General features: G+C 40.8%; 28 protein-coding genes and 1 riboswitch. Of the genes, 24 read left to right on the top strand and 4 right to left on the bottom strand.

Going from position 1 to position 23,780, the window contains the following annotated elements:
• Positions 1-35: 35 nt before the first annotated feature.
• Positions 36-956: an aldo/keto reductase gene (locus tag NSQ71_RS11830; RefSeq protein WP_094246527.1), complete on the bottom strand. Its 921-nt coding sequence runs from the start codon at positions 954-956 to the stop codon at positions 36-38.
• Between the two features lie 5 nt (positions 957-961).
• Positions 962-1,141: a Z-ring formation inhibitor MciZ gene (gene mciZ, locus NSQ71_RS11825; protein ID WP_145976098.1), complete on the bottom strand. Its 180-nt coding sequence runs from the start codon at positions 1,139-1,141 to the stop codon at positions 962-964.
• A gap of 78 nt (positions 1,142-1,219) precedes the next feature.
• On the opposite strand from mciZ, the gene NSQ71_RS11820 reads away from it, so the two are divergent.
• The 18 genes from NSQ71_RS11820 (at position 1,220) to lysA (ending at position 17,029) form a co-directional block, all read left to right on the top strand.
• Positions 1,220-1,774 carry an NUDIX hydrolase gene (locus NSQ71_RS11820; protein WP_063388341.1) on the top strand — a complete coding sequence of 185 codons (555 nt, stop codon included), beginning with the start codon at positions 1,220-1,222 and terminating at the stop codon, positions 1,772-1,774.
• Positions 1,771-2,940, top strand: a complete 1,170-nt coding sequence (locus NSQ71_RS11815) for a TIGR00375 family protein (RefSeq protein ID WP_066247665.1) — start codon at positions 1,771-1,773, stop codon at positions 2,938-2,940. The genes NSQ71_RS11820 and NSQ71_RS11815 overlap by 4 nt, the downstream gene beginning before the upstream one ends.
• A gap of 96 nt (positions 2,941-3,036) precedes the next feature.
• Positions 3,037-3,675 carry a stage II sporulation protein M gene (spoIIM, locus tag NSQ71_RS11810; RefSeq protein WP_066247667.1) on the top strand — a complete coding sequence of 213 codons (639 nt, stop codon included), beginning with the start codon at positions 3,037-3,039 and terminating at the stop codon, positions 3,673-3,675.
• Between the two features lie 111 nt (positions 3,676-3,786).
• The gene (gene fur, locus NSQ71_RS11805) at positions 3,787-4,251 is read left to right on the top strand and encodes a ferric iron uptake transcriptional regulator (protein WP_063388338.1); all 465 of its coding nucleotides are present in this window, start codon (positions 3,787-3,789) and stop codon (positions 4,249-4,251) included.
• A gap of 107 nt (positions 4,252-4,358) precedes the next feature.
• Positions 4,359-4,586 (top strand): YqzK family protein, encoded by a 228-nt coding sequence (locus NSQ71_RS11800; RefSeq protein WP_063388337.1) that lies wholly within the window; start codon positions 4,359-4,361, stop codon positions 4,584-4,586.
• Between the two features lie 6 nt (positions 4,587-4,592).
• Positions 4,593-5,486, top strand: a complete 894-nt coding sequence (xerD, locus tag NSQ71_RS11795) for a site-specific tyrosine recombinase XerD (RefSeq protein WP_063388336.1) — start codon at positions 4,593-4,595, stop codon at positions 5,484-5,486.
• Between the two features lie 99 nt (positions 5,487-5,585).
• Positions 5,586-6,776, top strand: a complete 1,191-nt coding sequence (gene deoB, locus NSQ71_RS11790; RefSeq protein ID WP_144598189.1) for a phosphopentomutase — start codon at positions 5,586-5,588, stop codon at positions 6,774-6,776.
• Positions 6,777-6,779: 3 nt separating this feature from the next.
• Entirely contained in the window at positions 6,780-7,598 is an 819-nt protein-coding gene (locus NSQ71_RS11785; protein ID WP_094246165.1) for a purine-nucleoside phosphorylase, read from the top strand.
• 15 nt (positions 7,599-7,613) lie between these two features.
• A complete protein-coding gene (locus NSQ71_RS11780; protein ID WP_094246164.1) occupies positions 7,614-8,918 on the top strand; it encodes a pyrimidine-nucleoside phosphorylase in 1,305 nt (434 codons plus the stop codon).
• Between the two features lie 181 nt (positions 8,919-9,099).
• Positions 9,100-10,266: a D-alanyl-D-alanine carboxypeptidase family protein gene (locus tag NSQ71_RS11775; protein ID WP_063388332.1), complete on the top strand. Its 1,167-nt coding sequence runs from the start codon at positions 9,100-9,102 to the stop codon at positions 10,264-10,266.
• Positions 10,267-10,363: 97 nt separating this feature from the next.
• Positions 10,364-10,717, top strand: a complete 354-nt coding sequence (gene spoIIAA, locus NSQ71_RS11770) for an anti-sigma F factor antagonist (protein WP_063388331.1) — start codon at positions 10,364-10,366, stop codon at positions 10,715-10,717.
• On the top strand, positions 10,714-11,154 hold the full coding sequence (gene spoIIAB / locus NSQ71_RS11765) for an anti-sigma F factor (protein WP_063388330.1): 441 nt from the start codon (positions 10,714-10,716) through the stop codon (positions 11,152-11,154). The genes spoIIAA and spoIIAB overlap by 4 nt, the downstream gene beginning before the upstream one ends.
• Positions 11,155-11,166: 12 nt before the next feature.
• The gene (gene sigF / locus NSQ71_RS11760; protein WP_063388329.1) at positions 11,167-11,925 is read left to right on the top strand and encodes an RNA polymerase sporulation sigma factor SigF; all 759 of its coding nucleotides are present in this window, start codon (positions 11,167-11,169) and stop codon (positions 11,923-11,925) included.
• Positions 11,926-12,026: 101 nt separating this feature from the next.
• A complete protein-coding gene (locus NSQ71_RS11755; RefSeq protein ID WP_063388643.1) occupies positions 12,027-12,644 on the top strand; it encodes a stage V sporulation protein AA in 618 nt (205 codons plus the stop codon).
• Positions 12,634-13,056, top strand: coding sequence for a stage V sporulation protein AB (locus NSQ71_RS11750; protein WP_063388663.1), 423 nt, complete (start codon positions 12,634-12,636; stop codon positions 13,054-13,056). The genes NSQ71_RS11755 and NSQ71_RS11750 overlap by 11 nt, the downstream gene beginning before the upstream one ends.
• Before the next feature lie 37 nt (positions 13,057-13,093).
• A complete protein-coding gene (gene spoVAD / locus NSQ71_RS11745) occupies positions 13,094-14,101 on the top strand; it encodes a stage V sporulation protein AD (RefSeq protein WP_066247704.1) in 1,008 nt (335 codons plus the stop codon).
• 55 nt (positions 14,102-14,156) lie between these two features.
• Positions 14,157-15,632: a spore germination protein gene (locus tag NSQ71_RS11740; protein WP_066247706.1), complete on the top strand. Its 1,476-nt coding sequence runs from the start codon at positions 14,157-14,159 to the stop codon at positions 15,630-15,632.
• Positions 15,633-15,706: 74 nt separating this feature from the next.
• Positions 15,707-17,029, top strand: a complete 1,323-nt coding sequence (gene lysA / locus NSQ71_RS11735) for a diaminopimelate decarboxylase (RefSeq protein ID WP_066247674.1) — start codon at positions 15,707-15,709, stop codon at positions 17,027-17,029.
• 43 nt (positions 17,030-17,072) lie between these two features.
• On the opposite strand, the gene NSQ71_RS11730 is transcribed toward lysA, so the two are convergent.
• Positions 17,073-17,939, bottom strand: coding sequence for a DUF1002 domain-containing protein (locus tag NSQ71_RS11730; RefSeq protein ID WP_094246160.1), 867 nt, complete (start codon positions 17,937-17,939; stop codon positions 17,073-17,075).
• Positions 17,940-18,102: 163 nt separating this feature from the next.
• On the opposite strand from NSQ71_RS11730, the gene NSQ71_RS11725 reads away from it, so the two are divergent.
• The 6 genes from NSQ71_RS11725 to NSQ71_RS11700 all read left to right on the top strand — a co-directional run bounded on the left by NSQ71_RS11725 (position 18,103) and on the right by NSQ71_RS11700 (position 23,164).
• Positions 18,103-18,540, top strand: a complete 438-nt coding sequence (locus tag NSQ71_RS11725; RefSeq protein ID WP_063388640.1) for a peptidylprolyl isomerase — start codon at positions 18,103-18,105, stop codon at positions 18,538-18,540.
• Positions 18,541-18,932: 392 nt separating this feature from the next.
• A riboswitch (FMN riboswitch) is annotated at positions 18,933-19,084 on the top strand.
• Between the two features lie 152 nt (positions 19,085-19,236).
• Positions 19,237-20,352: a bifunctional diaminohydroxyphosphoribosylaminopyrimidine deaminase/5-amino-6-(5-phosphoribosylamino)uracil reductase RibD gene (gene ribD / locus NSQ71_RS11720; protein WP_311066292.1), complete on the top strand. Its 1,116-nt coding sequence runs from the start codon at positions 19,237-19,239 to the stop codon at positions 20,350-20,352.
• Entirely contained in the window at positions 20,325-20,969 is a 645-nt protein-coding gene (ribE, locus tag NSQ71_RS11715; RefSeq protein ID WP_063388638.1) for a riboflavin synthase, read from the top strand. Before ribD ends, ribE begins: the two co-directional genes overlap by 28 nt.
• Before the next feature lie 13 nt (positions 20,970-20,982).
• Positions 20,983-22,176 carry a bifunctional 3,4-dihydroxy-2-butanone-4-phosphate synthase/GTP cyclohydrolase II gene (locus NSQ71_RS11710; RefSeq protein ID WP_063388637.1) on the top strand — a complete coding sequence of 398 codons (1,194 nt, stop codon included), beginning with the start codon at positions 20,983-20,985 and terminating at the stop codon, positions 22,174-22,176.
• 21 nt (positions 22,177-22,197) lie between these two features.
• The gene (gene ribH / locus NSQ71_RS11705; RefSeq protein ID WP_063388660.1) at positions 22,198-22,668 is read left to right on the top strand and encodes a 6,7-dimethyl-8-ribityllumazine synthase; all 471 of its coding nucleotides are present in this window, start codon (positions 22,198-22,200) and stop codon (positions 22,666-22,668) included.
• 127 nt (positions 22,669-22,795) lie between these two features.
• Positions 22,796-23,164 carry a GNAT family N-acetyltransferase gene (locus NSQ71_RS11700; protein ID WP_063388636.1) on the top strand — a complete coding sequence of 123 codons (369 nt, stop codon included), beginning with the start codon at positions 22,796-22,798 and terminating at the stop codon, positions 23,162-23,164.
• On the opposite strand, the gene NSQ71_RS11695 is transcribed toward NSQ71_RS11700, so the two are convergent.
• Positions 23,165-23,689 carry a DUF309 domain-containing protein gene (locus tag NSQ71_RS11695; protein ID WP_340733976.1) on the bottom strand — a complete coding sequence of 175 codons (525 nt, stop codon included), beginning with the start codon at positions 23,687-23,689 and terminating at the stop codon, positions 23,165-23,167. It abuts the gene before it with no gap.
• Positions 23,690-23,780: the final 91 nt, after the last annotated feature.

Genomic DNA, 23,780 nt, shown 5'->3' with positions numbered 1-23,780 from the left:
CGAAAATAAATAAGCGGGGATCGTCCCCGCCTGTTTTAATCGCGATGGATTGTATAAAGAGACTGTTTTGTTGCGTTTATAAGCGCTTCGTACTCTTCTTCCAGCAGATCTTTTGCTTTCGCTGCTTGGACATTTTCAAGCAGCTGCTCTTGCTTGCTCGCTCCGGCAATGCAGGAGGCTACAACACGCTGATGAAGAACATATTTTACGGCTGTTTCCGTCCGAGTGCGATCCGGGCATGCTGAATCGATGCTGTGCAAAGCTTCTTTTAGTTCATCGAACGTGTAGTCTAAATATCCATTGTTCTTGACGCGCTCAGAGGCTTTTTCAAGCGGGCGCTCTGTCAAGAGGCCTTGAGCCAACGGCCCTCTGGCAATAACAGAAACGTTATGCTCCTGAATCAAAGGAAACCATTCTTCTGGGCGCCGGTCAAGAAGGCTGTATTGCATCATGATTGAAACGATATTGGAGCGTTTCAACCATTCTTTCATAACGTTCGGCCGAATCGAAGAAATGCCGTAGTAGCGGATGACGCCTTCCTGCTTTAACTCTTCGAACGCTTCAATCGTTTCATCGATCGGGTCGTCGATTGTTCCTCCGTGAAGCTGATATAAGTCGATATAATCTGTACCCAGCCGTCTGAGGCTTTCTTTCACTTCTTCCTTTATGTATTTCTTGGATGGATCCCACCACCATCCGTCTTTGCCAACTTCAAACCGATTTCCTACTTTTGTTGCTAAAATGATATCGTTTCGACGCGATTTAAGAGCCCTTCCGACAAATTCTTCATTCAGGCCTTGATCATAAAGATCTGCTGTATCAAAAAAATTAATCCCCAATTCAAGAGCTTGGTCAATCAGCGAACGCGCATGCTTTTCGTCACGGCCAAGCGACATGCATCCAAGACCGATTTCGCTCACATACAGCTCGGATGTTCCTAATCTGCGCTTTTTCAAAAAGATCACCTCTCTTTTTCTCTTCTAATTTGAAAGTAGTATAAACTTTTTGAAAAAGCAAATGTTTCATATTCATGATGAAGCCATTCATAGACTGTTTTATATCGTTTTGCGGCTTCCTTTAAGCTGTAAGCAATTTCCTTCGGCTTTCCGATCATCACGACCCGGTTATAATTCCGATACATGAGCAATCGCTCCGCCTCCTTTTTAATTATGGTAGAATGTATGAAGAATGATTGGATAATAGAACAGGAGTTGAATATATGAACCGTTTAAACGAGGAAACGATTGCGAAGGAAAAAATTTTTTCAGGGAAGATTATTGATGTATATGTGGAAGATGTCCGTCTCCCAAACGGGGAAAATGCGAAACGTGAAGTCGTGAAGCATCCGGGTGCAGTTGCCGTGATCCCTATTACAAATGAAGGGAAAATTGTCATGGTGAGACAATATCGCAAAGCTTTAGAACGTCAGCTTGTGGAAATTCCTGCCGGCAAGCTTGAAAAAGGGGAGTCACCTGAAATCACAGCAAGAAGAGAGTTGGAAGAAGAAACGGGCTATGGATGTGAATCATTAAAACATGTCATTTCGTTTTATACTTCACCGGGCTTTGCTGATGAACTCGTTCATCTTTATTTAGCTGAAGGATTGATAAAGCTGGAAAATAAAGCGAGTTTGGATGAAGACGAGTTTGTCGAGGTGCTGGAAGTAACCCTTGAGGAAGCGAGAAAATTGATAGAAGAAAAAGAAATTTACGATGCAAAAACAGCTTATGCAGTTCAATATTTAACATTAAAACAATTGAGTGAGGAGATATGAACGCTTTTTTCGCAGATTTGCACATTCATATCGGCAGAACAAATACAGGAAAACCGGTAAAGATTACGGGGGCCAAGTCGCTGACGCTTGAAAATATTTTTATTGAAGCAGTTGAGAGCAAAGGTATGGATATAATTGGCATCATTGATTGCCATGTTCCCGAAGTAATCAAGGAAATTGAAGATGGCATCAGAAGAGGAAAGTATGAGGAATTAATGGAAGGGGGAGTCCGCTATCAAAATTCGACACTTATTTTAGGTACGGAGCTTGAAATATTTGATGAACATTGCAATGGGCCGATTCATGTTCTATGCTTTATGCCGACTTTAGAAAAGATGAAGGAATTTTCCCATTGGCTCAGCTCCCATTTAAAAAATATTCATTTAAGCTCTCAACGGGTATATGTTGAAGGGAAAAGACTTCAGCATAAAGTGAAGAGCTTGGGCGGATTGTTCATTCCGGCGCATATTTTTACTCCTTTTAAAAGCTTGTACGGAAAAGGGGTTCAGCGAAGCTTGACAGAAGTTTTTGATCAAACACTCATCGATGCGGTCGAGCTCGGTTTGAGCAGCGATACTAACATGGCAAGCCGTATTCGTGAACTAGCTTCCTATCCATTTTTAACGAACTCAGACGCCCATTCATTGCCAAAAATCGGGCGGGAATATCAGAAGTTGTTGTTAAAAGCGCCGACGTTTCAGGAATTGGTGATGGCGATCAAAAAAGAAAACGACAGAAAAATTGAGGCGAATTACGGATTAAACCCGAAACTTGGAAAGTATTACGAAACGTTTTGTGAAGCGTGCCAAAAAACAGTAGGCTTGACAGATGAGGGATGCTGTCAAATATGCGGAGGAGTAAAAATTACAAAAGGTGTAAAACAGCGGGTTGAAGAACTGGGGGATAAAACAAATCATGTGGAGAAAAGGCCCCCTTATATTCATCAAGTCCCGCTAGCTTTTCTGCCTGGCATTGGCCCTAAAACATTAAAAAAATTAAAGCATTATTTTGGAACGGAAATGAATATTTTACACAAAGTTCCGTACGCCGATCTTGTCGAAGTGGTTCCGGAAAAAATCGCCGCTTCCATCATCTCGGCAAGAGAAGGCACCCTTTATGTGCAATCAGGGGGAGGAGGAAAATACGGAAAAGTGGAAGGTGCGTAAATTTTCGCGCCTTTTCTTTTTTTCTAGTAAAAATACGAATATGTACCATCCGTTCTCTCATACAATCTAGTAAAGAAAGACAGGAGAGGATAGGATATGCAGAATATTCAGCGTTTTTTACTAAAACAATTGAAAGATCAATCAACCGTCTATTTATTTGTGCTTATATTGTTCATAATGGGAGTAATTTTTGGCGCAATCATCGTAAACAGCATGAGCATTACGCAAAAAGAAGATCTGTATTATTATTTAAACCTGTTTTTTGGACAAGTATCGGACGGAAAACTTGCCAGCTCGTTTGAAATGTTCAAGCAAAGTTTTTTCCACAATACAAAATATGTAGGGCTTATGTGGCTTCTAGGCATTTCGATCATTGGTCTGCCGATTATTTTTATCATGTTATTTTTAAAAGGAATGGTCGTTGGATTTACAGTCGGATTTTTAGTAAATCAAATGAAATGGGGCGGATTTTTGCTGTCATTCGTTTCCGTTTTGCCGCAAAATTTGCTGCTGATACCTGTGTTTCTTATTATGAGCGCATCGGCAATTTCTTTTTCCTTCAAGCTCATTAGACAGCTTTTTGTAAAAAAGTTCCACGATCAGCCGTTTCGAATGTTTGCAGGCTATGCAGTCACATTTTCTTGCTTGATCGCCGTTATATTGCTCGCTGCAATGTTAGAAGCATATGTTTCCCCGATCCTGATGAGAGGGACGATTGATTTTATTTATAAATAATAATTATTATTTAATATAAATTTTATTTTTTAATTTAAAATTATTTCAGTTGGACACTTTCTTTTATTTTGTTATAATATATGAGGAATGCGGCGAGGGAGGGAAAGTGTCATGGAAAACCGCATAGAGCGTATAAAAAAGCAGTTGCATTCTTCAAGCTATAAATTAACCCCGCAAAGGGAAGCAACCGTTCGTGTTTTGCTTGAACATGAAGAGGATCATTTAAGTGCCGAAGATGTTTACCTCCTCGTTAAGGAAAAATCGCCTGAGATCGGGCTCGCAACAGTGTACAGAACGCTGGAATTGTTAACTGAGCTGAAAATTGTTGATAAAATAAACTTTGGAGACGGGGTTTCCAGATATGATTTGCGCAGGGAAGGAGCCGCTCATTTTCACCATCATCTCGTATGTATGGAATGCGGTTCCGTTGATGAGATTCAGGAAGATTTATTAGAAGATGTTGAAAAAATTGTCGAACGAGATTGGAAGTTTAAAATTAAAGATCATCGTCTAACTTTTCACGGCATATGCCACCGCTGTCAGGAAAAAGAAAAAGAAGATAACAAGAAAGAATAAAGCCTTTTCCGCGAGGGGAAAGGTTTTTTTATATTATATACGTATAAAGATTGTCCAGACGGTCATATCTTTAAATATAAGAAAATATGGCCTTGTGGAGGACGAACATGGAAAAATGGACGAAAACCGTAAAGAATATGCTTAAAATTTTTATCTTGTTTACAGGATTTACGATTTTGTTCTACTATGCTATTATATGGGTTAACTTGGAATATCAAGATTACCATCGCTATGACGAGCCTGAAGGATCTGCCGTAAAGGTGACAAGCGTTGTGGAAGAACAGAACGATAATTGGCTGAATCGCTTAATATTCTTTTATTTAAACGGGGAGTAGAGAAGATTGAACGATCATATCCAAGATTTTATTCATTATTTGACCGTTGAGAGAGGACTTGCGAACAATACGATCGTTTCATATGAGCGAGACTTGAAATCGTACAAGCAATTTTTGAACGAAAAACTGAATATTCAAGAAGTGCAAAATATTCAACGCTATCATATTTTGCAATATTTGCATTTTTTGAAAGATCAAGGGAAATCCAGCAAGACAATCGCCCGGCATATCGCCTCAATCCGCGCTTTCCATCAATTTTTGTTAAGGGAAAAAGCTGCGGATGAAGACCCGTCCGTCCATATTGAAACACCGCAGATTGAACGGAAGCTTCCGAAAGTGCTGTCTCTTGAGGAAGTGGAGCGGCTTCTTGAAACGCCTGAGCTGACCTCACCGATTGGATATAGAGATAAAGCAATGCTTGAACTTTTATATGCGACAGGTATTCGGGTGAGTGAAATGGTTCATTTGAATCTTTCAGACGTCCATTTGATCATGGGATTTATCCGATGCTACGGTAAAGGGAAAAAAGAACGGCTCGTTCCGATTGGAGAAAAAGCAACAAAAGCGCTGGAGGAATATTTGGAAAAGGGCCGGCCAAAGCTTGTAAGACAGAAGCATAAAACGGATGCCTTATTTTTAAACCATCATGGAAAAAGAATTTCCCGCCAAGGATTTTGGAAAAATTTAAAATCGATTGCGGTTAAAGCAGGAATACAAAAAGAATTGACTCCTCATACATTGCGACATTCCTTTGCCACCCATCTGCTTGAAAACGGCGCTGATCTAAGAGCGGTGCAAGAAATGCTAGGTCATGCTGATATTTCAACCACGCAAATTTATACTCATGTGACAAAAACACGTTTAAAAGATGTATATAAAATGTACCACCCCCGTGCTTAATGCCATCGTCATGCTAAAAATCAAGTTGCTCGTCTGTTTCGGCAAGCATTAGGAAAAAATATAATCATCACCGCTTTCAAATGGCAGGAGGAATTTAACATGCAGCATACATATAAACGCGTCTTTTTAATTGTAATGGATTCAGTTGGAATCGGCGAAGCACCGGATGCAGAGCTTTATAACGACAAAGGTGCTGACACGCTTGGCCATATCGCTGAACATCTCGGCGGTTTGCATTTGCCGAATTTAGCGAAGCTCGGATTGGGGAATATACGTGAAATAAAAGGTGTTCCAAAGACAGACAAGCCGCTCGCCTTCTATACAAAAATGAAAGAAGCTTCAGCAGGAAAAGATACGATGACTGGTCATTGGGAGCTGATGGGGTTAAAAATCGATTCTCCTTTTCAAGTATTTCCAGACGGCTTCCCAGAAGAACTGATAGAGGAGCTTGAAAAAAGAACCGGGCGAAAAGTGCTTGGCAATAAGCCGGCAAGCGGTACGGCAATTATAGAAGAGCTTGGAAAAGAACATATGAAAACAGGAGCCATCATTGTCTATACGTCGGCAGACTCTGTTTTACAGATTGCTGCACATGAAAAAGTCATTCCTCTGAACGAATTATATCAAATTTGTCAAATTGCCCGCGAACTGACTTTGGATGAAAAGTACATGGTTGGGCGCGTTATAGCTCGTCCGTTTGTCGGGGAGCCGGGGAATTTTGAACGGACTGCCAACCGGCATGACTATGCTTTAAAGCCTTTCGGCCGAACAGTTATGAACGAGTTGAAGGACGGAGGATTTGATGTAATTGCCCTTGGGAAAATTTCCGATATTTATGACGGCGAAGGCATTACAGATGCAATCCGGACAAAGTCGAATATGGATGGAATGGACAAATTGATCCAAACATTCGACCGGGATTTTACAGGTCTTTCCTTTTTGAACCTTGTCGATTTTGATGCAAAATTCGGCCATAGAAGAGATCCTGAAGGGTATGGACAAGCGCTTGAGGAATTCGATGCTCGTCTTCCTGAAGTGTTCGAAAAAATGAAGGAAGAAGACCTGCTCATCATCACAGCAGACCATGGAAACGACCCTCTTCACCACGGTACGGATCATACTAGAGAATATGTTCCGCTGTTAGTTTATAATTCAACCTATACAAAAGGAAAAGAACTGCCAATCAGAGAAACATTTGCAGATGTAGGAGCAACCATTGCAGAAAATTTCGGCGTGCAAATGCCAAATTACGGAACAAGCTTTTTAACAGAATTGAAGCAGGGGGATTGATCAATGTCAATTGTGGAAGAAGTTGAAAAGGCTTCTCAATTTTTAAAAGATAAATGCAAACAAACTCCAGAGATCGGTCTCGTTCTAGGATCAGGTTTAGGAGTTCTCGCTGAAGAAGTGGAGGATGCTGTAACCATTCCATACAGCGACATTCCTTATTTTCCGGTTTCCACTGTTGAAGGGCATAAAGGCCAATTCGTAATTGGGGAGCTAAATGGAAAAACAGTAGCGATCATGCAAGGCAGATTCCATTTTTACGAAGGGTATAGTGTAAAGCAAGTGACATTTCCTGTGCGAGTCATGAAGGCGCTGGGTATTCATTCCTTAATTGTGACAAATGCAGCCGGAGGGATCAATCAGTCATATCAACCAGGTGATTTAATGCTGATTACCGATCATATTAACAACATGGGACAAAACCCTTTAATTGGCGAACATAGCCCTGAGCTTGGCGACCGTTTTCCCGATATGTCGGAAGCGTACGATAGCAGACTAATCCAGCTGGCAAAAGAAGCAGCGAAAGAGCTTGGCATCGAAATAAAAGAGGGGGTTTATGTTGCCAATACTGGACCGTCCTATGAAACGCCGGCTGAAATACGGATGTTAAGAGCGATCGGGGGAGACGCAGTTGGCATGTCAACAGTTCCAGAAGTAATTGTGGCGAATCAAGTCAAAATGAAAGTGCTTGGCATTTCATGTATTACGAACATGGCGGCTGGTATTTTAAAACAGCCTTTGACGCATGAAGAAGTCATGAAAACGGCGGAAATGGTTCGGGCTGATTTTATAGCGCTAGTAAAATCCATCGTAGCCAAAATGTAGAAAAAGGTGATTTGCATGCGAATGGTCGATTTAATAGAGAAGAAGCGGGATGGGAAAGCGCTCACAAAAAAAGAAATCCGTTATATCATTGAAGGATATACGGCCGGGGAGATTCCGGACTATCAAATGAGCGCTTTCGCCATGGCCGTTTTTTTTAGAGGGATGACGGAAGAGGAAATGGCGGAGCTCACAATGGCGATGGTTGATTCTGGAGAAAAGATCGATCTTAGTGAAATTAAAGGAATAAAAGTGGATAAGCATTCGACCGGAGGAGTTGGCGATAAAACTACGTTGGTGCTTGCGCCGCTTGTGGCTTCTGCTGGTGTTCCTGTTGCCAAGATGAGCGGAAGAGGTCTTGGCCATACCGGCGGAACGATTGATAAACTAGAATCGATCCCGGGGTTTCATGTTGAAATAGACAATCAACAGTTTGTCCGTTTAGTCAATCAAAATAAAATTGCAGTCGTTGGACAAACGGGGAATTTAACTCCCGCTGATAAAAAACTGTACGCATTAAGAGATGTGACAGCGACGGTTAACAGTATTCCTCTTATTGCCAGCTCCATCATGAGCAAAAAAATCGCTGCCGGAGCGGATGCCATTGTTTTAGATGTTAAAACCGGATCGGGCGCTTTTATGAAAAATATAGAAGAATCAAAAAAACTGGCAAAAGCGATGGTGAAAATAGGGGAAAACGTCGGCAAAAAAACGATTGCCGTGATCTCCGATATGAGTCAGCCGTTAGGGTTTGCCATCGGAAACGCTCTTGAAGTCCAAGAAGCGATTGATACATTAAAAGGTGAAGGTCCTGAAGATTTAACTGAACTATGTTTAACGCTTGGCAGCTATATGGTGTATATGGCGGAAAAAGCAGACAGTTTAGAAAAAGCGCGTAAACTGCTCGAGCAATCCATTGCTTCAGGAAAAGCTTTAGAGACTTTTAAAACATTTGTCTCTGCCCAAGGGGGAGATGCCTCAATTGTGGACGATCCATCAAAATTGCCGCATTCTTCGTATACATTCGAATTAAAGGCGAAAGAAGAAGGCTATGTAAACGAAATTGCAGCTGATGCAGTCGGGACTGCCGCCATGTGGCTTGGTGCCGGAAGAGCGACGAAAGATGCTGCAATTGATTTGGCAGTCGGCCTCATCCTCCATAAAAAAATAGGCGATTACGTAAAAAAGGGAGAAACATTCGTTACAATTTACAGCAATCAACAAGATATTGAAAAGGTGAAACAAACTTTATACTACAGCATTAAAATTTCGAAAAACAAAACAAAAAAGCCTGTCCTTATTTATGAAACAATAACAAATTAGGAAAGAAAAAAAGAATCGGGTAATCCCGATTCTTTTTTTGTATAACTTTTTAATAATTGGAAAAAATGGGTTTTATACAGATAATTTTACCAGTAAAAATTCATTCTCATTTCATTTTTAGAGTCTTTTACATTTCATTAGATTAGATTGCAGTTACATATGAGGAATGGAGGATGTGGAGATGAAACAATTACTACTGTCTGTCATGGCAACATTTGTTCTTTTTTTTGGGGTTTCAACGGCTGCGTGGGCAGAAGAAAAAAATGTCAAACTAGTAGATGGAGTGAAATCGGCTATATTGATTGAGCGGGATACAGGTCAAGTACTATATGAAGAAAATTCAGATACACCGCTGCCGCCCGCCAGTATGACGAAAATCATGACGCTTCTTCTTATTATGGAAGCTCTTGATAAAGGAAAGATTCAAATGGATGAAAAAGTAAGAGCGAGCGAATATGCAGCATCCATGGGGGGATCGCAAATCTTTTTGGAGCCTGGGGAAGAAATGACAGTGGAAGATTTATTAAAAGGAATTGCGATTGCTTCCGGCAATGATGCGTCTGTCGCGATGGCGGAGAGAATTGCAGGATCAGAAGAACAGTTTGTATCCATGATGAATCAAAAAGCGAAAGAGCTCGGACTGAAAAATACGCATTTTAAAAATTCGACCGGATTACCTGCAAAAGGACATTATTCGTCGGCAAAGGACATGGCGGTTATTGCCAAAGAGCTATTAAAATATGAAGAAATTACGAAATTTACGGGAACATATGAGGATTATTTACGAGAAGGAACAGACAAAAAATTTTGGTTGGTCAATACAAATCGGCTTGTGAAATTTTACGACGGAGTTGACGGTGTAAAAACAGGTTATACAAACGAAGCGAAATACTGTTTAACGGCAACAGCCAAAAAAGGGAATATGCGGGTGATTGCTGTTGTATTTGGAGCTAAAACGCCAAAAGATCGAAATGCTCAAATCACGAAGCTGTTAGACTATGCCTTTTCCCAGTATGAAACCCATCCTCTGTTTAAACGAAACGAAGTGGTGACAAAAGCAAAACTGAGCAAAGGAAGCGATAAAGATGTACAGCTGATTACTTCGGAGCCTGTTTCCATTATAACCAAAAAGGGCGAAAGCATTGATGATATTAAACAAGAAATTATGTTTAAAAACCACCTGGTAGCGCCAGTGAAAAAAGGAGATGAGCTTGGAACCCTCGTGCTGAAAAAGAATGGAAAGGTTTTTGCTGAAAGCAAGCTTGTGGCTAAACAAGATGTTCGCGTTGCGAGCTGGTGGAAGCTGTTCAAAAGGGTTCTAGGCGAATGGACGAAGGCCGAAAAATGATATTTTTGGCGAAATTCCACTAGTTTTGTCTTCAGGCAGGAAATATGAAAGGTCAACTCGAAAGATTCAATATCATAGTTGAAGGAGGAATATGATCTTGAGTCTAGCGGTTGACCTTGAAGTAAAAGAAAACGTGTTATTGATACGTCTGTCAGGGGAGCTCGACCACCATACAGCAGAGGAACTTCGGCAAAAAGTCAATGATGCCATCGAAAATAACTCTATTCAACATATTTTATTAAATTTAGAACAATTAACTTTTATGGATAGCTCTGGACTTGGAGTGATTCTCGGGCGTTATAAGCAAATAAAACATCTCGGCGGTGAAATGATTGTTTGCGCCATCTCCCCGAGTGTAAAGCGTCTTTTTGACATGTCAGGTTTATTTAAAATTATTCATCTGGCCGAGACAGAGAAAGCGGCTTTGCAAACGTTGGGGGTGGCGTCATGAAAAACGAAATGAAGCTTCAATTTTCCGCTGTAAGTCAAAATGAATCATTTGCAAGAGTAGCTGTAGCTTCCTTTATCGCACAGCTGGATCCGACGATCGATGAACTAACCGAAATCAAAACAGTAGTTTCCGAAGCTGTGACAAATGCGATCATTCACGGTTATGAAAATAATCCTGACGGTATTGTGTATATTTCCTGCACGCTAGAGGACCATATCGTTCATTTGACGATTCGAGATGAAGGGGTAGGAATTGACAACATTGAAGAAGCTAGACAGCCGCTTTTTACAACAAAGCCTGAGCTGGAGCGTTCAGGAATGGGATTTACCATCATGGAAAATTTTATGGATGAAGTGAAAATAGAATCGGAAAAAAATAAAGGCACAATCATTCGATTAACAAAACATCTTACAAAAAGCAAAGCTTTATGTAATTAAGGAGATTAGCTTATGGATGTGGAGGTCAAGAACGAACATTCGAATGGACAATTGAAGGATCAGGAAGTCAGGGATTTGATTAAAAGAAGCCAGCAAGGCGATCAGGCAGCCCGCGATTTGCTTATCCAAAAAAACATGCGGCTCGTTTGGTCAGTTGTGCAGCGATTTTTAAACCGAGGCTATGAGGCGGATGATCTATTTCAAATCGGCTGCATTGGCTTAGTGAAATCGGTCGATAAGTTTGATTTGTCGTATGATGTTAAATTTTCCACTTATGCTGTTCCGATGATTATAGGAGAAATTCAACGATTCATCCGGGATGACGGAACAGTAAAAGTGAGCCGTTCATTAAAAGAGCTCGGAAATAAAATTAGACGGGCTAGAGAGGAACTGTCCAAAACACTTGGCAAGGTGCCAACAGTAGGGGAGATCGCTGACTACTTAGATATTTCACCTGAAGATATCGTTCTTGCACAAGAAGCTGTACGTGCACCTTCCTCCATCCATGAAACGGTTTATGAAAATGATGGCGATCCGATTACATTGCTGGATCAAATTGCAGATCAAAATGAGCAAAAATGGTTTGATCAAATAGCATTAAAAGATGCTATGAACGATTTAGGCGAGCGGGAGCGGCTGATCGTTTATTTGCGGTATTATAAAGATCAAACACAGTCGGAAGTCGCAAAACGGTTAGGAATCTCACAAGTTCAGGTGTCCAGACTGGAAAAGAAAATATTAAAGCAAATGAAAGACCGAATGAGCGGATAGCTCTTTGGTCTTTTTTTGTGGAAATAAATGGTCTTGATCATTTTGCATGAGGGAGTGGCGAACGTTTCATACTATTAGAAAAAAGTAGGATGTGACAGGGCGTGAATAAAACGGTTTATGTGCGTCTAAAGCATCGTATTCAGGCAAAACCGAACGAAAGGATCACGCTTAACAAAATCGCGAAAATAATTGCAGACGAAGCGTTAATCAGCAAAATGGGGGATCAAATCATTCATCAAATTCAATCAAAAGATAAAACATATGTTGTCATTGATGTCATCAACGTCATAGAAAAAATCCAATCCATTGATCCTTCCCTTGATGTCCAACCTGTTGGGCCGACGCAAACAATTGTTGAAATTCAAAATCATCGAAAAAAATTTGCTCCCGTCCTTTTTTTTCTTGTATGGCTGTTATTATTTGTCGGATCGGCTTTAACGATTATGAACTTTCATGAAGATGTCAGCATGCAGCGGATGCATCGCAATTTGTATCAGTTTTTCACTGGCAATAAGATCGATAAGCCGTTAATTTTGCAAATCCCCTACTCCATCGGTTTGGGGCTGGGAATGGTTCTGTTTTTTAATCACGTTTTTAAAAAGAAATTTAATGAAGAGCCGAGTCCGTTGGAAGTCGAGATTTTTAATTATCAAATGGATCTCGACCAATACATCGCCATAAACGAAAACAAAGAAAGCGTGAAAAATGATGATGATTAAATGGTTCATGCTTTTGTTTACGGGGTTTGCAGGGGGCTTGGCTGTCGGGTGTGGATTTGTTGCGTTTTTATCTGTTCTCGGAATCATTCCAAGACTCATGCAGCTGACGAAGACAATAAAATGGATTCGTTTGTATGAATGGGCTGTTATTCTTGGCGCCGTGTCCGGCGGTTGGTTCAGCCTCTCTCCCGTCTATTTGCATGCTTCGCATTATTGGTTTATCCCGATCGGTCTCCTTTACGGAATATTTGTCGGAATGCTTGCAGCAGCATTAACAGAAGTGCTGAATGTATTTCCGATATTAGCGAAAAGGATCGGCATTGATGACAAAATCGTTATGTTGATGATGGCGATCGTTTTAGGAAAAATTTGCGGCTCTTTGTTTCATTGGCTTTATTTTGCTGGTCTGTAAAGGCAATTTGTCATATGATCGGAGGAAACATAGCATGATGCGGTTAACGGGAAAGCAAACATGGGTGTTTCAGCATAAATTGTTTGTCAATAAAACGGCAACTGTCGTTGGGCCGAAGGAAGCGAAAGGACCGCTTAAGGAAACATTTGATGCTCATTTTGATGATATGTACTGCGGTGCGCCGTCTTGGGAATTGGCCGAGCGGAATTTAATGGAGCAGGCGATCAGCCGCTGTTTAAAAAAAGCTGAATTAAAGGAAGAGGATATTGATTTGTTTTTGGCGGGGGATTTATTGAACCAAAATGCTACATCGAACTATACAGCTAGAATGCTCAATATTCCGCTGTTATGTATGTACGGGGCCTGTTCGACTTCAATGGAAACAGTCGCTACGGCATGCGCGCTGATCGATGGGGGGTTCGCGAACAAAATTATCGCTGCCACAAGCAGCCATTATGGCGCAGCTGAAAAGCAGTTTCGGCATCCAACGAATTTCGGCGGACAAAAACCAGAAACAGCGACGACAACCGTAACAGGGGCAGGTGCTGTATTAATCAGCAAAGACGAAAGTGAGATTGCCATAACGGCTGCAACGATCGGCAAGGTGATCGATGTTGGCAGGAAAAACCCTTATGATATGGGGTCCGCAATGGCGCCGGCAGCTGCAGATACAATTAAGCAGCACTTTCGTGATTTAAATCGGACTCCTTCTGACTACGATTTAATTCTTACCGGCGATCTTTCGGGAGTCGGCAGTCCGAAGCTGAAGGAATTATTGCTTGAGGATGGGTACGACATCCGAGGCAACCATTCAGATTGCGGGCTGTTAATTTTTCATCCAGCACAAAGAGCATTTGCCGGCGGGAGCGGATGTGCTTGTTCAGCAGTTGTAACTTACGGTCACATATTCCAAGAAATGAAAAAAGGAAATTTAAAACGAGTATTGATGGTGGCAACCGGGGCTCTGTTAAGTAAAACGATGATCAAGCTGAACGAATCGATCCCGGCCATAGCTCACGGAGTAGTTTTTGAAAGACAGAGATAGAAAGGCGGGAAAAGGTGAGCTGAACATGAATGATGAAGAGAAAGGATTCGATAGCATGACGAAATTAACCGATCAAGAAAAAAGTCAAATCTCTCCCAAGCTGCAAGATACCGAAAAATTTTTTCGAGATCATATTGGCTTAGGAACAAGCTTTGATTTAGGCGTGCGCAAATTTACGCTTCTCGGAAAACAAGTGCATTTATATTATGTGACAGGACTTTGCGATTCACTTTATGTCATCGAACTGATCAAGGAGCTTTTGAAAATCAATGATCATGAAACGGAAGCCAATCGTTTAAAGGAAATTGTCAAAAACCGTCTCGTTCATCAGCAAGTAACATTGGTTCAAACGCTTGATGAAGCAGTCGATCAAGTGTTGTCAGGCTTAGTCGTTTTTTTTGTCGAAGACAGCGATTTTGCTTTTGTTGTCGATGTCCGCAACTATCCTGGAAGACAGCCGGAAGAGCCGGATACGGAAAAAGTGATCCGCGGCGCACGTGACGGTTTTGTGGAAAATATCGTTGTCAACACGGGACTGATTCGGAGAAGAATAAGGGACGAACGTCTGAGATATGAAATCATGAAAATCGGCGAGCGATCAAAAACCGACATTGCGATCGCGTATTTGGAAGATGTGGCGGATCCAGGATTAATTGAAGTGATCAAAAAGGAGTTAAAAACGATAAAGATTGACGGGCTTCCAATGGCAGATAAAACAATTGAAGAATTTTTAGTAAAGCAAGGCTTTAATCCGTTTCCGCTTGTCCGCTATACGGAAAGAGCGGATGTCGCTGCAGTTCATTTGCTGGAAGGACATGTCATTATTCTTGTTGACACGTCCCCGAGTGTCATTATTACGCCAACTACTTTTTTTCACCATGTTCAGCACGCCGAAGAATACCGTCAGGCGCCAGCGGCCGGAACGTTTGTCAGATGGGTGCGCTTTTTTGGCATGCTAGCTTCTATTTATTTGCTTCCTCTTTGGATGCTGTATGTAGTGCAGCCGTCTTTACTGCCGGAGGCTATATCTTACATTGGACCAAACAAAGAAAAAAATATTCCGATTGTTGTTCAAATTTTTCTTGCTGACATAGGGATTGAGCTTTTAAGAATGGCAGCCATTCATACACCGACAGCTCTTTCAGTGGCGATGGGTTTAATTGCAGCAGTTCTCATAGGACAAATTGCCATCGATGTCGGTTTGTTTTCGCCGGAAGTTATTTTGTACGTTTCCATTGCGGCGGTCGGTACTTTTGCAACCCCGAGCTATGAATTGAGCGTAGCCAATAAAATCGTTCGTTTTGTATTGCTGCTATTAGTAGTGATCTTTAAAGTGCCCGGATTAGTGATCGGCTGCACACTGTTCATCCTTTTCCTTGCCAGCATTCGATCGTTAAATACGCCTTATTTATGGCCGTTTATCCCTTTTAATCCTCAAGCCTTTTGGCAGATCATCGTCAGGTCGTCGGTGCCTCATATAAAAGTAAGGCCAAGCATTGTTCATCCGCAGAACGTAAAAAAGCAGCCTTAAAAAAATTTGAAAGAGAAAATGTTTTATGGTAATGTATTTTTAACTTTTACGTTCACGAAAGCGGGGGCTAGTCTTTGTATTTACAGGGAACAAGTAAAATCAACCAGTTAGGGCATTTAGAAATCGGCGGTGTCGATACAGTTGAACTTGCCAAACAGTATGGGACACCGTTATATGTATACGATGTCGCACTCATTCGCGAACGAGCCCGTTCTTTTAAAAATACATTTGAATCATTAGGAGTTCCATATCAAGTTGCTTATGCAAGCAAAGCCTTTTCTTCCATTGCAATGGTGCAGCTTGCAAATGAGGAAGGGCTTTCTCTTGATGTCGTTTCAGGCGGTGAACTGTATACGGCATTAAAAGCAGGATTTCCTCCGGAAAAAATTCATTTTCATGGAAACAATAAAAGCATCGACGAGCTTGCAATGGCTCTGGAGGCAAATATCGGTTGCATTGTGATTGATAATTTTTATGAAATTGATGTTTTATCTTCTCTTTGCCAGCAAATGAATAAAAAAGTTGCGGTGTTGCTTCGCGTTACACCAGGCGTCGAGGCACATACACATGATTACATTACAACCGGGCAGGAAGATTCGAAATTTGGATTCGACCTTCATAATGGTCAAATCGAAAAAGCGATTGAGCTTGTAAAAAATCAATCGCATTTACAGCTATTAGGAATCCATTGCCATATCGGTTCGCAAATTTTTGGCACTGAAGGATTTGTTTTAGCAGCAGGAAAGATTTTTGGGAAAATTTCTATTTGGAAAGAGAAGTTTCAGTTTGTTCCGAAAGTTGTAAACTTAGGGGGAGGATTCGGAATTCGATATACGAAAGAGGATGATCCTCTGCCAATGAATGTATATGTTGAAAAAATGGTGGAAGTTGTGAAAGGACACTCTGAGAAGCTTCAAATTCCTCTCCCTGAAATATGGATTGAGCCAGGACGCTCTCTCGTCGGGGATGCAGGAACAACCTTGTACTCGATAGGATCTCAAAAGGTCGTCCCTAACATACGCAAATATGTTGCGGTGGACGGAGGCATGAGCGACAACATCCGGCCTGCTTTGTACCAGGCAAAATACGAGGGGGCTCTTGCCAACCGGATGAATGACGAATGTTCTGAGACTGTATCGATTGCAGGAAAATGCTGCGAAAGCGGGGACATGCTCATTTGGGATTTATCCCTTCCTACCGTAAAAGCAGGCGATATATTAGCTGTTTTTTGCACGGGAGCTTACGGATATTCTATGGCAAATAATTATAACCGGATCGCTCGGCCTGCTGTTGTATTTGTTGAAAACGGCGAAGCGAGACTTGTCGTCAAAAGGGAAACATACGAGGATTTAGTCAGTCTCGATTTGCCTTTAAAAGCGGAAGTCGGTCAACCGTAAACGAAAAGCGGCGTCTCAACATTAGTTGAAGACGCCTTTTTCATTATTGGAAAAACGATGCGATGGCATCAATGATCGAAGAAAAGAATTCTTTCAATTTTTGCAAAAAGCTTTGTCCTTCTTCGGATTCGAGAAATTTAGAAATTTTGTCTTTTGCTTTGTCAAGCTGGTTTCCGACTTCATCCCAATTGATATTGACGTTAATCATATTGTTAAATAAGAGGATTAAATTGTTTATATCATCTTCGGAAAGATTTATTTGCAAATCTTTTGCTGCTTGTTCAATCATTTCTCTTAACTCTTGGTCATTTTTCGGAACGCCGTTTTCGGACATCTGTTCTTTTACTTTTGCAATTAATGCCGAAGCATTTTCGTCACCAATCTTATCTCCAAGCTTTGCTGTTTCCACCAGCTCTTGGTTGGCGACCTGTTTCACGTCTTCAGGGATCGCTTTATCAGTCGAAACTTCATAAGCTTTTATCAACCCTGTTAAAGCGGCTGTTCCGGAAACTTCAAAAGGCGCGGTGACATAAACATTTGCATCTTTGACACCAGCTGTCATGAGCGCATTTAAGTACATTTCATCCGTGACCCAGTTTATGTTGTTTGTTTGGACTTCTAAACCAGATCCCTTTTTCTCAATTTGTATTTTGGAAGAAGAAATCGCTTTTGAACCGATTTGCGCTTTCGGAATATAATCCCCTAAATATTTGTGCTCCTCTTCGTTTGTCACGGTGACCGTTTGCACGTTATCTGGTACGTCCATTTCCTTTAAGAGATCCTGCTTTTGCTGCTCCGTTAAATCGCTGCCTAACGTGACAATAACATCTCCAACAACAGAATCAGCAAAACTAGTAGTTGGTGTTGCCAATCCAATAGCAAGTAATATGGATAAAACGATTTTTTTCATCACTTAACCTCCTAAGCGAACATGACTTCGAATATATGATATAGAGTGCAAAAACTTTCATCCATTTAAGACGTATATATATACTAAAACGTTTCATCTGTATTTTATGTTTTACTCTATGATAAAATAAAGAGAAAATTTTTTCATGAAAGGGAGCTGTTTTATGAGCAAAAAAGGCTACATTTTAATGGAAAACGGAGAAAAAATTGAATTTGAGCTTTTTCCGAATGAAGCTCCAAATACAGTGAAGAACTTTGAAAAACTTGCGAATTCAGGCTTTTATGACGGTTTGACTTTTCATCGCGTTATTCCAGGGTTTGTAAGCCAAGGCGGATGTCCGAATGGCAACGGCACTGGTAATGCAGGATATACGATCAAATGCGAAACAGATGGCAATCCGCATAAACATGTAACCGGCGCCATTTCTATGGCTCACGCAGGCAGGGATACAGGCTCTTGTCAATTTTTTATCGTTCATGAACCTCAGCCTCACTTGGATGGAGTTCATACTGTTTTTGGCCAAGTAACTTCAGGCATGGAAACTGTGTTGAGCATGAAAAACGGAGATGTAATGAAAAAAGTAGAAGTGTATGAAAATTAAATTCCTCTTTCAAATAGAAAGGGATGTACAAAATGAGAATGAAAAACTGGATATTATTTATTGTTCTTGTTGTATTGAGCATTATTTGGGGACTCGTCTATTGGATGTTCATTGCTGACTAGCTGAATACCGCTCAGCTTTAGTTGATAATATAATTCTTGTAGATGCGGTCAAGTGTAGGAGAGAACTAATCGATAAAAAGGCACTTTTTCATATTGGTCAAAGATTGCTTTCTTGACAGAAGACCGTTTGAAGGGAGATAATAGTAAAATAATTGGCTGTTTTCTTCAGCTTTGTTTCTTTTTCAAAAACTCGCGAATGCTTCAAAATGGAAGGTGGGAAGCAAGAGGAAGCAGCCGTTTTTCCCATTGAAAATAACATAAAATGAATGATGCATCCTTCGGGGCAGGGTGAAATTCCCGACCGGCGGTGATAAAAGCTTTTAAGCTTTTTTAGCCCGTGACCCGCATTGGCGGAACGCCTTTGCGGTGGATCTGGTGAAAATCCAGAGCCGACAGTATAGTCTGGATGGGAGAAGGATCACTTTTGAAGGTGAGGAGTATAAACTGTTCAAAAAGAACAGATTTTATACTCTTATTTGAGTATACCTTCTTTTCGTTAAAGTGATCATCAAGCCCTGGGGGAACAAACCCGGGGCTTTTGTTTTGAAATCAACAAAAGGGAGGTGTGTCCTTTATGAATGACGAAAAATGGATGGAATTTGCCTTTCAGCTAGCGAAACAAGCAATCGGCCAAACGAGCCCTAACCCGTTGGTGGGAGCGGTCGTTGTGAAGGATGGGGAACTGATCGGGTTTGGAGCGCATTTAAAGGCTGGGGAACCCCATGCGGAAGTTCATGCTTTAAATATGGCTGGGGAAAAGGCAAAAGGTGCAACGCTGTACGTCACGCTTGAACCTTGCAGCCATTTTGGCAAAACTCCTCCCTGCTCTGAGCTTATTATCAAAAGAGGGATTAAACGGGTCGTTGTAGCTGCTTTGGATCCGAATCCTCTCGTAAGTGGACGCGGTGTGAAAGCTTTGCAAGATGCTGGAATCGATGTGGAAGCCGGGATATTGCAAAAAAATGGACATGAACTTAACAAAGTTTTCTTTCATTACATTCAAACAAACACTCCGTTTGTCACATTAAAATATGCCGCAACATTCGATGGGAAAATTGCTACAAAAACAGGTGACAGCAAGTGGATTACCGGAGAGGAAGCAAGACAGGATGTGCACCGTTACAGAGAAATACACGACGGCATTTTAGTGGGTGTTAATACAATTATAAAAGACAATCCAAGTCTGACTTGTCGGCTGCCGGATCGCAAACGAACACCGATACGGATTATTTTAGATACCCATCTGCGAATTCCGCTGGATGCCAATGTGATAACTGACAAGGAAGCAGAAACTTGGGTCATTTGCCAAGATGGGGATCTCAATAAAAAAGCGGAACTGAAAAAATTAGGAATAGAAGTGTTGACTTTACATGATCAATGGAATATCCCAAATATTTTAAAAATATTAGGCGAGCGAGGCATCACCTCCCTGTTCGTTGAAGGAGGAGCAAGAGTCCATGCTTCATTTTTAAAAGCGGAAGCGGTGAATGAATTAATCGTGTATTTTGCACCCAAAATATTGGGGGACCCTGAAGGAATATCAGCCGTCATGGGCGATGAAGCATTAAAGATGAGCATGGCACATTCATTTGAAATTCAGTCCGTTACGAAAATAGGAGAAGATGTGAAAATTGTCTCCGTTCCGAAAAGAGGTGGACAAGATTGTTTACTGGAATCATTGAAGAAATAGGGGAAATCAAATCAGTAAAAGGAACGAATCAAGCAGTAATTTTAGAAATTTATGCAAAAAACATTTTGCAAGATGTAAAAATAGGCGACAGCATTGCCGTCAACGGAGTCTGTTTAACGGTCACCGACTTTGAATCGAATTATTTTTCTGTGGATGTCATGCCTGAGACGATGGCGGCAACGACATTAGGTACATTAAAAACCGGATCAAAGGTGAATTTGGAAAGGGCAATGGCTGTTGGCGACCGATTTGGCGGCCACATCGTTTCAGGACATGTTGATGGCGTTGGCACGATCGTCAAAAAAGAAAGAAAGGAAAATGCTGTTTATTATCAAATTAAAGCTCCTAAAGATTTGCTTTATTACATGATATTAAAAGGTTCAGTTGCAGTTGACGGAACGAGTTTAACCATTTTTGGTTTAACAGAACAAACCTTTACGATTTCGATTATTCCTCACACATATTCAGAAACAATTATTGGGGAAAAGGAGATTGGCGATAAGGTCAATATTGAATGTGATTTGATCGGGAAATATTTAGAAAAGTTTGTCCGCAAAGAGGCACCAACCGGAATTACCGTTGATTTTTTGCAAAAGCACGGTTTTTACAGTGAATAGAGGTGATAGAATAATGTTTCATTCCATTGAGGATGCCATCGCAGATTTAAAACAGGGGAAAGTGATCATTGTCGTGGATGATGAGAATCGGGAAAACGAAGGAGATTTTGTCGGTCTAGCTGAGTTTTCCACCCCTGAAATGATCAATTTTATGATTTCGAAAGGAAAAGGTCTCGTCTGTGTGCCGATCACGGAATCGTTAGCGCACCGTTTGCAGCTTCACCCTATGGTAGCGGAAAATACAGATTTGCACCAAACCGCGTTTACTGTCAGCATCGATCATCAAACAACAACGACGGGAATCAGCGCATATGAGCGAGCTAAAACGATTCAGTCGCTCATTCAGCCGGATGCAAGGGCGGAGGATTTTAAAAGACCCGGACATGTTTTCCCGTTGATTGCAAAGAACGAAGGAGTATTAAAAAGAGCCGGCCACACGGAAGCAGCCGTTGATTTGGCAAAGCTGGCAGGATGCTTTCCAGCTGGCGTCATTTGCGAAATTATTAATGAAGACGGAACAATGGCTCGGGTTCCTCAATTAAAAGAAATAGCGGAACAATACAATTTAAAAATGATCACGATTCAAGATTTAATTCAATACCGCAGAAAACGGGAGGAATTAATCAAAAAAGAAGTGGAAATCGAGCTTCCGACAGGTTTTGGCCGTTTTAAAGCCATCGGTTATACCAGCTTGTATGATGGAAAAGAGCATATTGCGCTGGTGAAGGGTGAAATTAAGCCGGAGCATCCCGTTTTAGTTAGAATCCATTCAGAATGCCTGACAGGAGACGTCTTTCATTCTCACAGATGCGACTGCGGCCCGCAGCTTCATTCTGCATTGAGTGAAATTGAAAAAGAAGGAAGCGGAATTTTGCTCTATTTGCGCCAAGAAGGCAGGGGGATCGGGCTAATAAATAAATTGAAAGCATATAAGCTTCAAGAAAAAGGTTATGATACGGTCGAAGCAAATGAGGAACTCGGCTTTCAGCCGGATCAAAGAGAATATGCTGTTGCAGCACAGATGCTGAAGGATATTGGAGCCAAGTCTATTCGTTTAATGACAAACAATCCGAGAAAAATGAAAGAAATGCAAGAATACGGACTTGAAATATTGGAGCGGGTTCCAATTGAAATACCGGCAAACAAGGATAATGAAAAATATTTGAAAACAAAAAAATCGAAACTAGGACATCTACTTCATATTTAGCGGGAGGTTATACTAATGAGCATAAACAAAATTGAAGGACATTTAGTCGGAAAAGATTTGAAAATCGGAATTGTCGTATCAAGATTTAATGAATTTATTACAAGCAAGCTGTTAAGCGGAGCAATCGATGCTCTCATCCGCCACGGCGTTTCGGAAAGCGACATTGATGTTGCATGGGTTCCGGGGGCTTTTGAAATCCCGCTTGTATCCAAAAAACTGGCTGAGTCCAAAAAATACGATGCGGTCATTGCCTTAGGAACAGTTATCCGTGGATCTACTACGCATTACGATTACGTATGCAATGAAGCGGCAAAAGGGATTGCGAACGCTTCTCTGCAAACAGGAGTGCCGGTAATATTTGGCGTCGTCACGACGGAAAATATCGAGCAAGCGATTGAACGAGCAGGAACGAAAGCGGGCAATAAAGGCTGGGACGCAGCACTATCGGCAATTGAAATGGCAAATTTAATCAAATCCCTCGCCCAACTTTAAAGAAAACAGTTTAAAATTCATAAGAAAATGTATATAATGTTAAGAGCAATATGATAAATGGGATTCAACACCAGTTGCCCATAAAATCTTTCTTGAAAGAATGTTATATATTAACGAGGGATCCAGCATGTTAGTTCGATATAAGAAAGCTTTTGAAAAAATTGCGATGGGGCTTCTTTCCTTTATGCCGAGTGAAAAGGATTTAAAGCAGCTTCAGCAAACGATGAAAACGTATGAAAATGACGAAAATTGGCAGCTTTTCTTATGGAAGGAAGAAGATGTTATCGGAGTGATCGGCGTTGAATTGAAAGATAAAGGAATAGTGGAAATTCAGCATATTTGCGTAAACCCGTCCCATCGTCATGAAGGAATCGGTAAAAAAATGATCAATGCCGTAAAAGAGCTATATAAAGATAAACATGTTATTCCTAGCGAACAAATTCAATCCTTTTTTGAAAAATGCGACCATGAACAATTGGAAAAAGAAGAGAGCTGATCACTCTCTTCTTTTTCTTTTTTTATGCCAATTTTTCAATCTCTCCTCAATGATGTCCGTTCGATCCCTTGTTTTATGTTTATGTATTAAAAAAACGTTTGAAATATCGCTAGGCTTGCCGAACGTTTTTCCTCGTTCCTTTGCCGTTGTTAAGCAAATTTCGTAAAGGTTTTGATCAAAAATCGGCAGCTGAATGCTTTTATATGGTTCTCTTTTTTGAATTCGACCAAAAGTGTTTTGTAAAATATGTAAGAGCTGTTCATCATCCAAACCGAGTTTGTTAAGAGACGCCGTTTCATTTTTTAAAATGCGAATAGCATTTTTCATCATCCGCTCAGCACCATTGAAATTTTTTCTCCTGTAATGATAAAAGCTAACGGCAATTTGTATGAGCCCGACCCAGATTTGTTTTCTCTCTTCTTTAGGATCTTTTTTCCACAATTCTTCTAAAATTTCATGACATTCAAAATAATCCCGGTCACAATGAAAATGATATAAAAACTCAATATATTCAGGTGGGTACATATTGAGAAAACTCCTTTTTTCTACTATATATGTTATAGTTTATGAAAATGGCTGCAAAAAAGAAAGTATTCATGCCTGATTTAAAAATAAA

The organism is Aeribacillus sp. FSL M8-0235 (genome assembly GCF_038000355.1).
Classification (GTDB): domain Bacteria; phylum Bacillota; class Bacilli; order Bacillales; family Aeribacillaceae; genus Aeribacillus; species Aeribacillus composti.
This window is presented reverse-complemented; position numbering and strand designations above follow the sequence as displayed.

Bases quoted from the DNA above. Each gene is read 5' to 3' on its own strand.
- sigF (WP_063388329.1), top strand. From the start codon at position 11,167: ATGGATGTGGAGGTCAAGAACGAACATTCGAATGGACAATTGAAGGAT.
- NSQ71_RS11700 (WP_063388636.1), top strand. From the start codon at position 22,796: ATGTTAGTTCGATATAAGAAAGCTTTTGAAAAAATTGCGATGGGGCTT.
- NSQ71_RS11710 (WP_063388637.1), top strand. From the start codon at position 20,983: ATGTTTCATTCCATTGAGGATGCCATCGCAGATTTAAAACAGGGGAAA.
- mciZ (WP_145976098.1), bottom strand. From the start codon at position 1,141: ATGTATCGGAATTATAACCGGGTCGTGATGATCGGAAAGCCGAAGGAA.
- deoB (WP_144598189.1), top strand. From the start codon at position 5,586: ATGCAGCATACATATAAACGCGTCTTTTTAATTGTAATGGATTCAGTT.
- fur (WP_063388338.1), top strand. From the start codon at position 3,787: ATGGAAAACCGCATAGAGCGTATAAAAAAGCAGTTGCATTCTTCAAGC.
- spoIIM (WP_066247667.1), top strand. From the start codon at position 3,037: ATGCAGAATATTCAGCGTTTTTTACTAAAACAATTGAAAGATCAATCA.
- NSQ71_RS11800 (WP_063388337.1), top strand. From the start codon at position 4,359: ATGGAAAAATGGACGAAAACCGTAAAGAATATGCTTAAAATTTTTATC.
- NSQ71_RS11730 (WP_094246160.1), bottom strand. From the start codon at position 17,939: ATGAAAAAAATCGTTTTATCCATATTACTTGCTATTGGATTGGCAACA.
- NSQ71_RS11775 (WP_063388332.1), top strand. From the start codon at position 9,100: ATGAAACAATTACTACTGTCTGTCATGGCAACATTTGTTCTTTTTTTT.
- NSQ71_RS11820 (WP_063388341.1), top strand. From the start codon at position 1,220: ATGAACCGTTTAAACGAGGAAACGATTGCGAAGGAAAAAATTTTTTCA.
- spoIIAB (WP_063388330.1), top strand. From the start codon at position 10,714: ATGAAAAACGAAATGAAGCTTCAATTTTCCGCTGTAAGTCAAAATGAA.
- spoVAD (WP_066247704.1), top strand. From the start codon at position 13,094: ATGCGGTTAACGGGAAAGCAAACATGGGTGTTTCAGCATAAATTGTTT.
- NSQ71_RS11785 (WP_094246165.1), top strand. From the start codon at position 6,780: ATGTCAATTGTGGAAGAAGTTGAAAAGGCTTCTCAATTTTTAAAAGAT.
- NSQ71_RS11725 (WP_063388640.1), top strand. From the start codon at position 18,103: ATGAGCAAAAAAGGCTACATTTTAATGGAAAACGGAGAAAAAATTGAA.
- NSQ71_RS11695 (WP_340733976.1), bottom strand. From the start codon at position 23,689: ATGTACCCACCTGAATATATTGAGTTTTTATATCATTTTCATTGTGAC.
- NSQ71_RS11780 (WP_094246164.1), top strand. From the start codon at position 7,614: ATGCGAATGGTCGATTTAATAGAGAAGAAGCGGGATGGGAAAGCGCTC.
- NSQ71_RS11815 (WP_066247665.1), top strand. From the start codon at position 1,771: ATGAACGCTTTTTTCGCAGATTTGCACATTCATATCGGCAGAACAAAT.
- ribD (WP_311066292.1), top strand. From the start codon at position 19,237: ATGAATGACGAAAAATGGATGGAATTTGCCTTTCAGCTAGCGAAACAA.
- NSQ71_RS11740 (WP_066247706.1), top strand. From the start codon at position 14,157: ATGACGAAATTAACCGATCAAGAAAAAAGTCAAATCTCTCCCAAGCTG.
- NSQ71_RS11750 (WP_063388663.1), top strand. From the start codon at position 12,634: ATGATGATTAAATGGTTCATGCTTTTGTTTACGGGGTTTGCAGGGGGC.